This is a genomic window from Amycolatopsis regifaucium (genome assembly GCF_001613935.1).
GTDB classification, from domain to species: domain Bacteria; phylum Actinomycetota; class Actinomycetes; order Mycobacteriales; family Pseudonocardiaceae; genus Amycolatopsis; species Amycolatopsis regifaucium.
This window is the reverse complement of record NZ_LQCI01000034.1, coordinates 446,358-460,282: the sequence shown is the minus strand read 5'-3', so window position 1 is coordinate 460,282 and position 13,925 is coordinate 446,358. Positions and strand designations below refer to the sequence as shown.

At 67.9% G+C, this 13,925-nt stretch carries 14 protein-coding genes; 8 read left to right on the top strand and 6 right to left on the bottom strand.

From position 1 onward, the window contains the following. Positions 1-46: 46 nt before the first annotated feature. Complete coding sequence (locus tag AVL48_RS25975) at positions 47-1,756, top strand: arabinofuranosyltransferase AftB family protein (RefSeq protein ID WP_244162521.1); 1,710 nt, start codon at positions 47-49, stop codon at positions 1,754-1,756. Between the two features lie 124 nt (positions 1,757-1,880). Here AVL48_RS25975 and AVL48_RS39860 read toward each other — a convergent pair whose 3' ends face one another. The 4 genes from AVL48_RS39860 to AVL48_RS25955 form a co-directional block, all read right to left on the bottom strand. Continuing rightward, positions 1,881-3,374: a WXG100 family type VII secretion target gene (locus AVL48_RS39860; RefSeq protein WP_061980323.1), complete on the bottom strand. Its 1,494-nt coding sequence runs from the start codon at positions 3,372-3,374 to the stop codon at positions 1,881-1,883. A gap of 12 nt (positions 3,375-3,386) precedes the next feature. Next, entirely contained in the window at positions 3,387-3,941 is a 555-nt protein-coding gene (locus tag AVL48_RS25965) for a DUF3558 domain-containing protein (RefSeq protein WP_061980324.1), read from the bottom strand. Between the two features lie 5 nt (positions 3,942-3,946). Then, positions 3,947-4,423 carry a hypothetical protein gene (locus AVL48_RS25960; RefSeq protein ID WP_244162522.1) on the bottom strand — a complete coding sequence of 159 codons (477 nt, stop codon included), beginning with the start codon at positions 4,421-4,423 and terminating at the stop codon, positions 3,947-3,949. A gap of 144 nt (positions 4,424-4,567) precedes the next feature. Further along, positions 4,568-5,332 (bottom strand): ESX secretion-associated protein EspG, encoded by a 765-nt coding sequence (locus AVL48_RS25955; RefSeq protein ID WP_061980325.1) that lies wholly within the window; start codon positions 5,330-5,332, stop codon positions 4,568-4,570. 114 nt (positions 5,333-5,446) lie between these two features. Between AVL48_RS25955 and AVL48_RS25950 the strand changes: the two genes are divergently transcribed. Then, the gene (locus AVL48_RS25950) at positions 5,447-5,689 is read left to right on the top strand and encodes a hypothetical protein (protein WP_061980326.1); all 243 of its coding nucleotides are present in this window, start codon (positions 5,447-5,449) and stop codon (positions 5,687-5,689) included. 201 nt (positions 5,690-5,890) lie between these two features. Here AVL48_RS25950 and AVL48_RS25945 read toward each other — a convergent pair whose 3' ends face one another. Further along, complete coding sequence (locus AVL48_RS25945; protein ID WP_061980327.1) at positions 5,891-7,816, bottom strand: glycosyltransferase; 1,926 nt, start codon at positions 7,814-7,816, stop codon at positions 5,891-5,893. A 6-nt stretch (positions 7,817-7,822) separates the two neighbouring features. Beyond that, entirely contained in the window at positions 7,823-8,320 is a 498-nt protein-coding gene (locus AVL48_RS25940) for a GtrA family protein (protein ID WP_061980328.1), read from the bottom strand. A 137-nt stretch (positions 8,321-8,457) separates the two neighbouring features. Between AVL48_RS25940 and dprE1 the strand changes: the two genes are divergently transcribed. The 6 genes from dprE1 to AVL48_RS25910 all read left to right on the top strand — a co-directional run bounded on the left by dprE1 (position 8,458) and on the right by AVL48_RS25910 (position 13,912). Further along, positions 8,458-9,792: a decaprenylphosphoryl-beta-D-ribose oxidase gene (dprE1, locus tag AVL48_RS25935; RefSeq protein WP_177242259.1), complete on the top strand. Its 1,335-nt coding sequence runs from the start codon at positions 8,458-8,460 to the stop codon at positions 9,790-9,792. After that, positions 9,789-10,544 carry a decaprenylphospho-beta-D-erythro-pentofuranosid-2-ulose 2-reductase gene (gene dprE2, locus AVL48_RS25930; protein WP_061980329.1) on the top strand — a complete coding sequence of 252 codons (756 nt, stop codon included), beginning with the start codon at positions 9,789-9,791 and terminating at the stop codon, positions 10,542-10,544. The genes dprE1 and dprE2 overlap by 4 nt, the downstream gene beginning before the upstream one ends. Positions 10,545-10,627: 83 nt before the next feature. Then, entirely contained in the window at positions 10,628-11,119 is a 492-nt protein-coding gene (locus AVL48_RS25925) for a YbaB/EbfC family nucleoid-associated protein (RefSeq protein WP_061980330.1), read from the top strand. Further along, positions 11,116-12,606, top strand: a complete 1,491-nt coding sequence (locus AVL48_RS25920; protein WP_061980331.1) for a WXG100 family type VII secretion target — start codon at positions 11,116-11,118, stop codon at positions 12,604-12,606. The genes AVL48_RS25925 and AVL48_RS25920 overlap by 4 nt, the downstream gene beginning before the upstream one ends. Then, positions 12,603-13,319, top strand: coding sequence for a hypothetical protein (locus AVL48_RS25915; protein WP_061980332.1), 717 nt, complete (start codon positions 12,603-12,605; stop codon positions 13,317-13,319). The genes AVL48_RS25920 and AVL48_RS25915 overlap by 4 nt, the downstream gene beginning before the upstream one ends. Continuing rightward, the gene (locus tag AVL48_RS25910; protein WP_061980333.1) at positions 13,319-13,912 is read left to right on the top strand and encodes a hypothetical protein; all 594 of its coding nucleotides are present in this window, start codon (positions 13,319-13,321) and stop codon (positions 13,910-13,912) included. Before AVL48_RS25915 ends, AVL48_RS25910 begins: the two co-directional genes overlap by 1 nt. Positions 13,913-13,925: the final 13 nt, after the last annotated feature.

Here is a 13,925-nt window from a genome sequence, read left to right as displayed (position 1 = left end):
TCAGTCTTACTCCTCATGAGACCACGCTTTCTTAAGGGGTTTGCTCGTGGACACAGCCGTACTTGCTCCGGGGACCCCGGAATCGGCATCGCGACGTCGTTTCGACTGGAATTTCGTCACCATCGGGCTGGTGGTGGCGCTGTTCGCGGGGCTCGCGTGGCAACGACGGTGGGTATGCGACGACGGACTGATCGTGCTACGGACGGTCCAGAACCTTCTGGACGGCAACGGGCCGGTGTTCAACGCCGGTGAACGCGTCGAGGCCAACACCAGCACGCTCTGGACGTACATCCTCGCCCTTGCCGGTCTCCTCGGCGTCCGGCTCGAATGGGCTTCCGTCTTCCTCGGCCTGATCTTCGCGGTCGCCGGCATGGCACTCGGCCTTGACGGCGCACGGCGGCTTCACCCCTCGAAGCTGATCGTGCCCGCCGGGGCGCTCGTGCTCCTCGCGCTCTCGCCGTTCTGGGATTTCGCGACGTCGGGCCTCGAGACCGGCCTCGTCACCTGCTGGCTCGCCGGGACGTGGTGGCTGCTGGTCCGACACGCCACCGAGCCCGGCAAATCGGCCTGGGGCACGGTCTTCGTGCTCGGCCTCGGCCCGTTGGTCCGCCCCGAGTTCGCGCTGGTGACGGTGCTCGTGGGCATCGCTCTGCTCATCATCGTCAAGCCGGGCTGGAAACGCGCTCTGCTCTGGATGCTCGTGGCCGGTGTGCTGCCGGTGGGTTACCAGATCTTCCGCATGGGTTACTACGGCCTGATCACCCCGAACACCGCGTTGGCGAAGGAAGCGTCCAAGGCCCGCTGGGAACGTGGCTTCTTCTACATCGCCGACCTGCTCGACCCGTATCTGCTGGTGATCCCGCTGCTCACGTTGGTCGTCCTGGCGGCGCTGGTACTCCGAAAGATGCCGCGTGCGACGACCATCGTCGTCTTGGTGCCGGTCATCGCCGCGCTCGGCCTGCTCTTCTATGTCACCCGCGTGGGTGGCGACTACATGCACGGCCGCATGTTGCTCCCCTCGCTCCTGCTGCTGCTCCTTCCGGTGCTCGCCGTGCCGCTGAGCAAGTGGACCGCGCTGCCGGTGCTGGTACTCGGCGTTTGGGCCGTGGTGAGCGCGGGTTGGCTGCGAGCGCCTTCCGCGATCGAACACGGGATCGGCGCCAACGCCATCACCGATTCGCGCGTCTTCTGGCTCGACACCACGGCCAAGACCCATCCGATCGTCGCCGAGGACGCCGCACAGGTGCCCGGCTACCTGCCGGAACTGGCCAAAGCCATGGAAGGCAAGCAGGGGCCGGTCGTCGCCGTGTCGGTCGGCCACCGGTGGGTGATCGTGCCGGCCAAGGATCGAACCGTCGTGTCCTCTCCTGGCGCACTCGGCTTCCCCGGCATGCTGCTGTCCTACGACTACAAGGTGATCGACGACCTCGGGTTGGCCAGCCCACTGGCGTCGCACTCGATCTCGATTCCCGGCTGGCCGATGGGACACGACAAGCTGCTCTCGGTCGCGTGGACCATCGCGGACGCGGGCCGGGGGACGCCGGAGGAACTGTCCGCGGCCACCGGCGGTGCGGTGCCCGCGGAGGAGATCGCGGCCGCCAGGCGCTCACTCGAGCGGCCGGAGATCCAGGAGATGCTGGCCTCCGTCCGGGCGCCGTTGACCGGGGACCGGTTTTGGGAAAACCTGATCCACTCCTTCGGCCGGTCCAGCCTGCGCTACGACCGCGATCCGCTGGTCGCCCAGCACGGGCGCTGACCCAGACGTAACCACCTCGAGAACCTTCGCGAATCGTGAGCACAAGGCGCGATCAGATAAAGCGCTGATTATCTGCGAGAGAATGGCCCCCTTGCTCGCGAGCAAGGGGGCCATTCGGGGAGAGCTATTCGCCGATGACCGGCGGTGCGGTGCGCATGTCGGTCCCGAAGACCTCGTCCGGGTCGCCCTCGACGAGGTACGTCGGACGCTGGTGCTCGGTGTCCTCGTCCCCCTCGGAGTTCTGGCCGCGGCCGGCCATGCCGCCGCCCATACCCGGGCCGCCACGGCCGGCGGCGCCACCGCCGAGACCACCCATACCGCGACCGGCCGCCGCTTCGGCCGCACCGACCCCGCCGGGGCGGGCCGCGCCGGACGCGGAACCCGCACCGGGTGTGGAGCTCGCGCCGCTGCCGGGGCCGAACCCGCTGCCGCCACCGCCGCGGCCGGTCCGGCTGTTGTAGTCCGAGTCACCCATGCCGCCGCCCATCATGGGCGACATCGGCATGGGGCTCATCGGCATCGCGTTCATGTTGGTGTTGGGCCCGGGCATGCTGATCGGAGACGGCGTGGTCTGGAAACCCGAAGGCGTCGTGCCCGAGGGAAGGCTGCCGGACCCCGTGGTGGACCCGGGGCCTGGGATGTGGCTCGTGCCCGGTGGGATGACGGTACCGCCGCCCCCAGTGCCGCCGCCGCCGCCTCCGCCGCCACCACCACCGCCGCCTCCGCCGCCGTTACCGGGCGGGATGTAGGTGTTGCCGGGCGGGGTGGAGCCGGGCGGGTTCGACCCGGGAGGCACCCGGTAGATGTCGCTCCGGTCCCCAGTCCCCTCACCGCCGCCGGTGCCGAACTTCGGCGGCTCGGCGAACACGGGCTGCTTCGACGCGGCCTCGTACAAGGACTTGTCGTACTCGTGCATGGCGGCGGCGGCCTGGGTGTGCGCCTCCTGGCTGTCCTGCTGCTTCTGGATGGACTTGTCGATGTTCTCGCCGAGGTTGAACGGGTTCGACGTCATCCAGCCGCCGACCTCGTCCTTCCAGCTGAACGGGATCGGCTCGGGCATCACGTTCTTCACGTTGGAAGCCGCGGTGCCCTGGTCGTAGATCGTCTCGGACGCGAGCTTCGCGTTCTGCGAGTTCGCCTCGGACCACTTGCTGAGACTCTGGAAATAGCCCTTCGCGTTGGCGGCCGCCTCGCCGTCCCAGGTGCCCTGCGACGCGTTGACCGCTTGGGTCATCGTGTTCGCGAAGCTTTCGAAAGCCTTGTGGATGTCGTGGTACGCGGTGGAGACCTGGGTGACCTGCTCGACGTTCAAGTCGCTGCTGACGAACTGCTTGAGCTTCTCGTGGTCGTAGCCCTGGTAGTCCGCGTTCGACGGCTCCAGCCCCTCGACGTACTGGACCTCGCCGTTCTTGGTCAGCTGGTCGACGTTCTTGTCGCCGACCTCCTGAGCCTGCTGATGCGCCTGCCCGGTGGCGATGAACTGCTTGACGGCGCCGAAGAGCCAGCCGTCACTCGGGTCGACGCCCTCGTTCGCCTTCTGCTGGAAGTAGGCGTCACGTGCCGCGGGCGAAAGGTCGGCGACCTGCTTCTCGCTCAGGTTGGGTGTCTTCGTGGTCATCCTGATTCCCCCTTAGCTCTTCGGAAGCTTCGGTGCGACGATGTCCGCGACCTTCTCCGCGATCCCGCAGGCCTTCTCGGGATCGGTCGACACCGTGACGACGTCCACCCGCGAAGTGGCGCCCGCTTCGAGCGCCATCAGGCAGTTCGTCGGCGGGGTCGGGACCAGGACCGCCTTGCGGCCCTGCACGTTGCCGTTGGTCTTGCCGTTGCCGGCGTCGTTGACGCCGTCGAGCCCCTGCGAGTCACGGACACCGACGCTGACGGTCAGCGATTCTTCGCCGGCGGTGGCCTTGTCCTTCGTGAGAGTGCAGGTGCGGGCTCCCCCGTCTTCGCCGCTCTCCGGCGCCTTGAAGGTCCCGTACGAAGACAGGTCGGCCGCGCTGACGAGCGAGCACGGGTCCAGCGACGCGGTGTTCCCTCCGCCGGTGGACGGCGGCGCGGCGGACGAAGCCGACTGCCCCGGCGCCGAGGTCGGCGCGGCGGTAGGGGTGCCGGGCTTCTCGCTGGAGCAGGCGGTGAGTACCAGTGCGGCCGCGGCGAGCGGCAAGGCGTAAAGCTTCTTCATCGTCCTCAAGCCTGGATCTTCTTGGTGGCGTCGACCGCGCGATCTTCGACTCCCTTGTACAGCCCGGCCGCCCTGGCCAGCGCCTCGTCGGCGTCCTTGACCACCTTGGCGAACTGTTCGAGCACGACGGCGGCGGATCCGGCCGACTCGGAGGCGCCCTTCTGGTCGTGCGCCGCGACGGCCTTGCCGTACGGGTGCCCGCCCAGCTTCGGGGCCTGCGAAAGGTGCACCGTCTTCGCCTTGAGCGTGTCGAGGTGCTCGGACATGTCCGCCAGCGCCTTGCGCAGGGGTTCCACGCCCTTCTCGGTGATCGTGAAGCCGCCGTTCTTGGCGGCGGCGACCAGCTTCTGGGTCTCGGCGCTGACCTTGGCGACCGCTGCCTCGTTCAGGCCGCCCTTCGCGACATAGCCCGCCGCCGCGCCCATCGCGGAGCCGATCGAGAAATTCGGTGCCGCCTGTCCGCCGTCCGCTTCGAAAGCCATCGCCCGCCCCACTGCATCGTCTTCTCGCCGTGCGTACCGCCCGGCAGTCTACTAGCCGGGCACTCAGCGCAACGGTGATTCTCCGATCACCGAAGGCCGCTCCGAAACTGTGACGAAACGGGCGTCACCCTGGTTCCGGCTTGTTCAGAACTGGCCTTCGAGCTGGGCATACAGCTGCTGCGCGATCCTCGCGTTGTCGGCGGGAGCGTAGGTCAGCCAGCTTTGCCCGTCGGCCGCCCGGCGCGAGGTCATCATGAATCGGCCTGCCTCGGTGTCGAACCACGCCAGCGGAGGGAACACCTGGCCACCGCGGATGAACACACTGAACTGGCCCACGCGCGTCTTCGGCTTCTCGAAGATCCGTTCCACCTGCCGTTGCTGCGGGTTCGACCCGTGGGAACGGGGACCGCTGACACCGGCGAAGGGGTCGTAGGCGTCGTCGTTGCGAGGGCGCTTCGGCGTGCTCGCCGGCTTCGCGATGGTGACGGACTGGCCGGGACCGGGCGGGGTGAGCGGCAGCAGGTCGACGATCGACGCGACGATCGCGGTCGGCCTGGTCTCCTCGAACACGAGCAGGTTCTCGTCCTGGCGCACGAGGACCGCGAACTGGCCGTTCGTCGCCGCCCTCGCGAACAGCTGCTTGTCCTTGTCCATCTGCGCGACCGCCCACACGGCGAGCTGCGGCCGGACGAACGTGGCGAGCGCGAGTTCCACGTCGGCGTCGAGCCTGCCGCCGCGCATCAGGCCACGGCCTTCGAGATCGCGGAAGACGGCCTCGCGCACCATCGCGCGCTGGTCGGTGGTGGTACCGATGTGCGGGACCTCGAACGGCACCGGAGCCGGTCCGAACCGGCCGTGTTCGAGCAGGATGTCCACCGCCGCCAGCGACAGCGAGAACGAATGCGGCATCGCCTTTTCCCCCCGCGGGTGTCTTGTTCGTCGGGATGAACGTAGTCCACTCACCCGGTACGCCCGCAGCGAACCCGCTTGCCCGGCCGTGATCACGGCTGGTGCGATGGGTGCATGGCAGACCAGAAACCCGCGCTCGTACTCCATCTCGTCGCCGGTGGGGAGCCACTGCTCTTCGCGCTCACGACGGACGAAACCGAACGGCTGACCAAAGACCTTTCGCATTTCGTTCGCACGGGTTCGGTGCAGACGATCAAGACCAAGGACGATTCCGAAGTGGCGATCAACTTCTCCCACGTCGCCGCGGCCTACATCGACGATCTGAACCGCAAGACGCGGGTCTTCGGTCTCCACTAGGCCGCCGTTTGTGACTGGTGGGCCCGTAATGACCTATCTCGAGGGGTGAGGGGAACCTTGAAGGACTTTGAGTCCCTCAAGGAGTCCTTTACAGCCCTGCTGCCACCGGACTCACCCGCCGCAAGGAAAGGCCCCTTCATCGCAAAATTCGCGATGAAGGGGCCTTTCATCTCACGCTAGCGGAGAGCGAAGCGGCCTTGCTTACAGCTCGTAAAGCCGCTTCCAGTTGTCCCGCGAAGACAGCTCGGGCATGGCGCGCTTGTACTGCTCCTGCACCGCGGCGCCTTCCTTACGGAGCCGCTGGAGGACCTTCGCGCCCTTCCGGGCCAGCTCGAACATCTTCGCGCGGTCGTACGAGCGGACCCGCACGCCTTCCTGCGAAGCGTCGGTGACGACGGCGGTGTCGAAGGTCGCGACGTGCCACCAGTGGGCCTCGTCGATCGGGATCGCGCCGAGCGAGTGGCGACTGCGGCCGAGCACCCGGTCGAGGACCCGCTTGATCAGCACCAGGCGCTGCATGCTGGGCCGCGGCGCGCTGTTGACGATGCCGATGTCGTTGGACGCGATACCCGGGACGTCGGTGGCCTTGTGCCGTTTGGTCTCGGGGTACTCGTCACGGATCCGGCGGATCTCCTTCATCGCGGCGACACCGCCGTCACGCAGGATCTCCGGCCCCTCGAGGAAGTCCTCGACGGCCTTGATCAGCGTGGCGGACAGGCCGTACTGCATGCCGAGCAGGTACCGGACCAGCTGCGCGATGAGCACGCGGGAGAGCAGGTTCAGGTTGAACGGCGAGTGCAGCGCGGCGGTGATGATCGAGTTCCGCAGGTTGAAGTAGCGGTGCCACTCGTCCCAGTCCTTCCAGTGGAAGTCGGCGTGCCAGACGCCGGCGCCCGGAAGGGTGACCGTGGGGAAGCCGTGCGCGCGGGCGCGGTAGCTGTACTCCGCGTCGTCCCACTGGAAGAAGAACGGCAGCGGGTAGCCCGTGGCCTTGACGACCTCGTACGGGATCAGGCACGACCACCAGCCGTTGTACCCGGCGTCGAGGCGGCGTTCCTGGCGGTTCGGCTTGAGGGTCTCCTCGTCGACGCCGAGCAGGTCGGCGGTCGAGAGCGAGTGCGTCACCGGCTGACCGGGCTCCAGCGTGTTCAGCCGGGCGTACTCGGCGCCGACGTGCAGCTGGTTCGGGTGCAGCAGGTTCAGCATCTGCCCGCCGACGATGACCGGGTTGACCGTGCGGTTGGAGAACGCGGTCATCCGGATCACCAGGTCCGGCTCGAGCAGGACGTCGTCGTCCATGAACAGGACGTTCGCGTGCTCGGTCTCGGTGTGCCCGGCGACCTCGTACAGGCCGCGGGTGAAACCGCCCGCGCCGCCGAGGTTCGGCTGCTTGATGTAGTGCAGCTTGTCGCCGAGGTCCTTCGCGACCTGTTCGAAGCCTTCACGCGACTCGACGAGGTCGGTGCCCTGGTCGGCGACGTAGATCGCGTCGAGCGTCTCCAGCGAGGAAACGTCGGCGGCGAGCGCCTGCAGGTTCGACAGGCAGTCGTCGGCGCGGTTCATCGTGCAGATGGTCACCGCGGTCGGGCGGATCTTCTCCGGCGCCTCGACCGTCCAGCGGACGTTCTCGACCCGCAACGACTGGCCACCCTCGGTTTCGAGGTCGAGCCAGAGCGCGCCGCCGTCGTAGAACTTGTCCAGCTTCGCGGTCAGCGTCACCTTCTGCTGCTTCGCCCCAGTGACGACCTCGGCGGCGACGACACGAGGGTCACCCTCGATGTCGGAAGCGCCGACGGACAGCTGCCCGTCACCGGTGACGACGGCCTCGACCGCGACCTCGGTCACGTCGGTCCAACGCTGCCAGTAGCTCGCGGGGAAGCGCCCGAAGTAGGTGTTGCCGGACACCTTCGACGCCGGCTCGATGGAGATGCCCGCGCGTTCGCGCACGGCGGAGCCCCATTCGAGTTCGGCGTAGAGGTCCTTGCTGACGATGGGGGCCGGGCCGGCGTAGAGCCCTCGCTGCGCGGTGAGACGGCCCTGCGGGGTGCGTTCCGCGAAGCGGGTGTCGTCGATAGTGCTCACCATGGCGCTCGGGGCCTCTCCGGTGACGGCGGCTTTACCGGGCATGAATCCTCAGTTCTCCTCTGTGCTGGTCAAGACTGGGCTGGCGGCGCTGGCGCGGGGCTCACGGAAGACGACCCACTTGAGCATGACGAAGTTGATCACGGTCGCGGTTGCCTGCGACACGACCCAACCCAGTGTGGCCTTCCAGGCGGACTCCGGGAGGACGTGCAGCATCGTCCGGTTGACACCCACGGCGACGAGGAACGTCACGGCGTACAGGAGGACGAAGCCGCCGATCTGGCGTGCGCCCTCTCGGCGCCCACCGGCGAAGGTGAACTTGCGGTTCAGGAAGAAGGCGGTCGTGGTGCCCACGATGAAGCTGAGCGCGCGGGCGATGTCCACCCACGGCGTCGCGTCCATGCCGAGGGCACGCAGCCCCTGGTAGACACCGAAATCGACCAGGGCGCAGAACCCACCGATGAGGCCGAAGCGGATGAGCTGCCCGAGCAGCCCAGGAGAGGACGGCGCTGCTGCCGTCAGGCCGGCTTGCGGGTCGGTCGCCACCACTGCTCTACCTCATAAACTGCTGGGGCTGGTGGTCAAAGTGTAGAAGCGGCCACTTCAGGGTCACGTTCCGGGCAGTGTTCGGCGTGGTTACCCTGGTCGGCGTGACCCGAGCACCCAAGACACAGCGGCAGTCGCTCATGGGCTGGGCAAGGACGTCGCCGAGTATCGCGGACGTCCTTAGCACCCCCGACGTGGAAACCATCGCGCGGGCGGTGACGCAAGCGGGGGCACGCGGGGTCATCGCGCGCGGTCTCGGCCGGTCGTACGGCGACCCGGCGCAGAACGCGGGCGGCCTGGTCGTCGACATGACCGCGCTGGACCGCATCCACTCGATCGACCCGGATTCCGGCATCGTCGACCTCGACGCCGGGGTCAGCCTCGACAAGCTGATGCGCGAGGCGCTGCCCTACGGCCTGTGGGTCCCGGTGCTGCCGGGCACGCGCCAGGTCACCATCGGCGGCGCGATCGCCAACGACATCCACGGCAAGAACCACCACTCGGCCGGCAGCTTCGGCAACCACGTCGTGTCGATGGACCTGGTCACCGCCGACGGGCAGGTGCGCACGATCACGCCGGACGGCCCCGACGCGGAGCTGTTCTGGGCGACCGTCGCCGGCATCGGCCTGACCGGCATCATCGTCCGGGCCAAGGTCCGGATGACGAAGACCGAGACCGCCTACTTCAAGGCCGACCTCGAGCGCACCGCGAATCTCGACGAGACGCTGGAACTGGTCAGCAACGGCTCCGACGACAACTACACCTACTCGTCGGCTTGGTTCGACACGATCTCGACCGGCTCGAAGCTGGGCCGCGCCGCCTTCGGCCGCGGTTCGCTGGCGAAACTCGACGAACTGCCGCCGAAGCTGCGTGCCGACCCGTTGAAGTTCGACGCGCCGCAGCTGCTGACGCTGCCCGACGTGTTCCCGAACGGACTGGCGAACAAGCTCACGTTCGGTTCCATCGGCGAGCTCTACTACCGCAAGACGCCGAAGAAGGCCGTCGGCAAGATCCAGAACCTGACGGCGTTCTACCACCCGCTCGACCTGTTCGGCGAGTGGAACCGCGCCTACGGCTCCAAGGGCTTTCTGCAGTATCAGTTCAGCACTCCGCTGAACGCGCACGAGCCGCTGCGCCGGATCATCCAGAAGGTCGCCGACTCCGGGCATGTGTCGTTCCTCAACGTGTTCAAGCGGATGGGCGAGGGCAACGCGGCGCCGCTGTCGTTCCCGCACCCCGGCTGGATGATCTGCCTCGACTTCCCGATCAAGGACGGCCTGAGCCGGTTCTGCCAGGAACTCGACGAGGACGTGCTCGCGCTCGGGGGCCGTCTATACACGGCGAAGGACTCCCGCACCTCCGCGGAGAACTTCGCGAAGATGTATCCGCGGCTCGAGGAATGGCGCAAGGTCCGCGCTTCCGTAGACCCCGAAGGCGTTTTCGCCTCTGACATGTCCCGAAGGTTGGAACTGTGATCGACGCTGTGGGCAACCCCCAGTCCCTGCTGCTGCTCGGCGGTACCTCCGACATCGCGCTCGCGATCGCGGAGAAGTACCTGGCCGAGAAGCCCCTCCGGGTCGTGCTGGCCGGGCGGCGGTCGCCTCGGCTCGACGCCGCCGCGCAGCGCCTGAAGGACAAGGGCGCCGAAGTGTCCACGGTCGACTTCGACGCGAAGGACATGGACTCGCACCCGGCCGTGCTGGACAAGGCGTTCGAGGCGGGCGACATCGACGTCACCGTGGTGGCGTTCGGTCTGCTCGGTGACCAGGAAGAGCTGTGGCAGGACCACGCGAAGGCCGTCGAGGCGGCGACCGTGAACTACACGGCCGCGGTTTCGGTCGGGGTCGCGCTGTCGAACAAGCTCAAGAAGCAGGGCCACGGCAAGGTCATCGCGCTGTCGTCGGTCGCCGGTGAGCGGGTCCGCCGGTCGAACTTCGTCTACGGCTCCACGAAGGCCGGCTTCGACGGCTTCTACCTGGGTCTCGGCGAGGCGCTGGCGCCGTCGGGCGTGCAGGTCACCGTCGTCCGCCCCGGGCACGTGAAGACCAAGATGACCGAAGGACTCAAGGACGCCCCGCTCGCGCAGACCGCCGAGCAGGTCGCCGAGATCGCCGTCAACGCCTCGCGCGCCGGTAAGGAACTGGTGTGGGCTCCCGCGCCGTTCCGCCTGGTCATGTCGGCCCTGCGGCATGTGCCCCGGCCGATCTTCCGGAAACTGCCGATCTAGGGAACGAGCGCACTACGCCATTCGTCTCACCCGGTGCACGGAACGGGAAGGGTCCCCCTTCCGGCATCGGGTGAGAGGAAACGATGGCTGACCAGGAAGCCAGGCTCGACGCGGCCATCCGGTCGTTTCAGGAGCAGGCCGCCAAAGCTGCGGAACTGAAGGACAAGATCGCCGGGCTGCGCGGGTCCGCGCGCAACGCCGACGGCTCGGTGACGGTGACCGTCGCCCCGTCCGGCGCGTTGCTGGGACTCCAGTTGTCCCCCAAGGCGATGAACCGCACGCACACCGCGCTGCAGCAGGAAATCCTCGCCGCGATCAGGGAAGCGACGCAGCAGGCGGCGGCCGCGATGCAGCAGACCGTCCAGCCGATTCTCGGCGACCGCGCGGAACAGTTCAAAGAGGCGTTCAACGCCCATGTCGAGCCGCTCGGGCCGAGCGCTCCCCCGCCCGCGGAATCGCTCGCCGGTCCGGCTTCGCCCGTCCAACAGCCTGTCCGGACTCAGCGGCCGGCCCGTCCGGCCACGAGCGACGACGAAGACTTCGGTGGCCCGATCCTGCGGAGGGACTCGTTTTGACCGGCTTCGGCGTACAGACGGACGCGCTCACCGCGCACGCGAACGGATCCAAAGAGGCTTCGGGGAACTTCGGCAGCCTCGCGAGCCTGCTGGAACAGGCCAGGGTCTCCGACGACTGCTTCGGCCCGCTCGGCGAATTGATGGCGTTCAAGTATTTCGAGGGTCTGCGGGAATGCCAGGATCTCGCCGAACAGGCGAAGTCCTTCCTCGACCAGATCGCCGACAAGACCACCACCGCGGCGAAGACCTACCTCGACCACAACCAGGGCACCGCCGAGGTCATCACCGGACTCGGTGCCGGGCTGGGCGACGGCGGCAGCGGCCCCGGCAGCCTCAGTGACCTCAACAGTGCGGGTGACTCGGGCCGCAAGGGGTTCTGGGAGCAGAACGGCGGCTACGGCAGCTCGTGGCTCAGCACGGCGTCGGACGTCTCCCGCGCGAGCAGCCCGCCGGACGTCGCGATCGCGGCCGTGCACGCGCGGATGGAACAGCTTCAGCTCGTCATGAGCCCCGGTCAGTCCTTTTTGGACAACGGACTCGGCTTTCTGATCGGGATCGTGATCAGCCCGCTGGTCGAGCTGGTGCTGGAGCCCGCGATCGGCGACCCCGAGCAGATGCGCAGCACCGCAAAGGGCTGGGAGCAGACGGCGAAGTGGCTCGACGGCGTCGCCGAGCACGAACAAAAGCGGGCAGAAGCGACGAAGGAGCCCTGGAAGGGCGAGGCAGGCGACGCCTTCCGCGGCCAGATGACCGAGTTCTCGGGCGGCGCCAAGGCGTTCGCGAACGACGTCCGCGGGCTGCAGCAGATCCTGGAGATCGCGGCCGACCTGTTCGACGCGTTCGTCGAAATCGTCATCGACATCATCGGAGAACTGGTGATGGGCCTGATCATCGAATGGCTGGCCGCGCTGGCCGCCTCGTGGATCACGGCGGGTGCTTCGGTCGGCGCGGCTGGTGCGGCGACGGCGGGTCAGGTAGCGGTGACCGGCGGACGGCTCGGGATGAAGGTCAAGCAGTTGCTCGGCAAGCTCAAGCCGCTGATCGAAAAGCTCGAAGACATCCTGAAGATGCTCCGCAACGGGCCGCTGAAGAAGGTCGTCGAGCGGGCCGAGGGGCTGCGCGACGGCAACTGGCTGCAGAAGCGGCTCGCCGACCAGATCGACAAGAACCCGCTGGCCAAGATCGTCACGAAGGCGAACCCCATGACCGGGGCCTCCAAAACCGCCAACAAGTTCGCGAACCGCTACGGCGTCGGCGGCGAGGGCTCGGACGCGCTCACCACGAACCTCACCGAGGCCGGGCTGCGCGCGCTGGGGATGAACGGGACGACCAGCCTCGGCAAGGCCGCCTTCCGCGGGAGTGCCGGTAACCTGGCCGAACTGGGCGTCGAGCAGGGCGTCAAGGCGGGCTACCACGAGTCGCAGGATTCGTCGTCCGAGGAAGAGCGCCGCGCGGCGACCGACAGAGGGTTCACGATCGAAGAATGAATCTCGGCTACCCGCTCGGGGCCGCGTCACAGGCGCTGCCCTCGCTGAACCCGGGCGAACGGTTGCTGTGGGCCGCGTACGGCCGGACGCTGAACTACGACGTGCGCGGCCTCGACCCATGGGGTGTGCCGAAGAAGAGCGTCCTCGGCAAGATCGGCTCGGGTGCGGCGAACTTCGCCGGCGACATGGTCGGCGCGGCGCTGGGCGCGGGCGACGACGGCGGCAAGTCGAATCCACCGACACCGCAGGTCATCGTGTTCGGCGAACAAGGCGGCATCGCGCACGCGGCGGTGCGGGAGCTGTCCACCAGCGGTTCGCTCGCGCGGTTGTGGGCGCTGACCAGCGCGCGGCTGCTGGTGCTGGAGAAGTTCATCCCGCCGCCGGAACCGGAAGAGCCCGCGGAGAAGTCGTTCATGTCGAAGGCGATCGGGTTCGGCAAGGGCGTGGTCAAGACGGGCAAGGAGATCGCCGCGATCATGACCACGAAGACCTACGGCGACAACGCCGAGGGCGTCCCGATCGCCACGCACCGGATGGTCGTGGCCGCCGAGCTGCCCCGCGAGCGGATCGGCGGGTTCACCGTGGCGGAACACGGCAAGAAACGCCGTCCGTGTCTGCGAGTGTCCTTTGTGGATGGATCGGGGATGGACCTTCTGTTCGACTGCGACGATCTCCGGCAGTTCGCCTGGCTCCACGCGATGACGGTGCGCTGATGGAGAACACGATTCCGATGGCGAAGTCCGTCGACGAGATCGTCGAACGGGAACTCCACCAATTCTGGCTCGCGCCCGGTGAACGCCTGATTATCGGCTGCCCGCCCGCACACGGCTACGTGGGCCTACTGCTGGACGGCAAGCTCACGCTGCCCTACGAGGCGGCGCGGGAAACCCCCGCGGTGACCGGCAAACCGCGTTGGCCACTGCCCGCTGGGGGCGTACTCGAAGCCGACTGGACCGACGACCCGACGATCGCGTACTGGGTCGTCGCGCGGTCGGCGGACCAGCTCGCCGTGCGGATCGCGGACCACCTCGCGGGTGGTCGCGGCGAAGCCCGGCTGACGTTGTCCGACCGGCGACTGGCGCTGGTCTACCCGGCGCGGATGCTGGAGCGCGAGGATCCCGCCCAGCCGTTCCGGACGTTCGAGGAGATGCCGTCGAGCGTCGTGCGCTCGGTGTCCGCGCTGTACCTGGGGCGGAGCTTTCCACCGCGGCCGGTGCTGCAGTTCGTCTTCGCCGACGGGTCCGTGGTCCACCAGCGGGACATGCTGGCGGTCGACAAAGCGGCCCGGGCCGACTCACGCCGCTGACCCGCGCATTTCG

Excerpts from the sequence above, each read along its gene's own strand:
- dprE1 (WP_177242259.1), top strand. The coding sequence starts at position 8,458 with ATGGGCTGGGCAAGGACGTCGCCGAGTATCGCGGACGTCCTTAGCACC.
- AVL48_RS25945 (WP_061980327.1), bottom strand. The coding sequence starts at position 7,816 with ATGCCCGGTAAAGCCGCCGTCACCGGAGAGGCCCCGAGCGCCATGGTG.
- AVL48_RS25960 (WP_244162522.1), bottom strand. The coding sequence starts at position 4,423 with ATGGCTTTCGAAGCGGACGGCGGACAGGCGGCACCGAATTTCTCGATC.
- AVL48_RS25915 (WP_061980332.1), top strand. The coding sequence starts at position 12,603 with ATGAATCTCGGCTACCCGCTCGGGGCCGCGTCACAGGCGCTGCCCTCG.
- AVL48_RS39860 (WP_061980323.1), bottom strand. The coding sequence starts at position 3,374 with ATGACCACGAAGACACCCAACCTGAGCGAGAAGCAGGTCGCCGACCTT.
- AVL48_RS25965 (WP_061980324.1), bottom strand. The coding sequence starts at position 3,941 with ATGAAGAAGCTTTACGCCTTGCCGCTCGCCGCGGCCGCACTGGTACTC.
- AVL48_RS25950 (WP_061980326.1), top strand. The coding sequence starts at position 5,447 with ATGGCAGACCAGAAACCCGCGCTCGTACTCCATCTCGTCGCCGGTGGG.
- AVL48_RS25925 (WP_061980330.1), top strand. The coding sequence starts at position 10,628 with ATGGCTGACCAGGAAGCCAGGCTCGACGCGGCCATCCGGTCGTTTCAG.
- AVL48_RS25955 (WP_061980325.1), bottom strand. The coding sequence starts at position 5,332 with ATGCCGCATTCGTTCTCGCTGTCGCTGGCGGCGGTGGACATCCTGCTC.
- AVL48_RS25910 (WP_061980333.1), top strand. The coding sequence starts at position 13,319 with ATGGAGAACACGATTCCGATGGCGAAGTCCGTCGACGAGATCGTCGAA.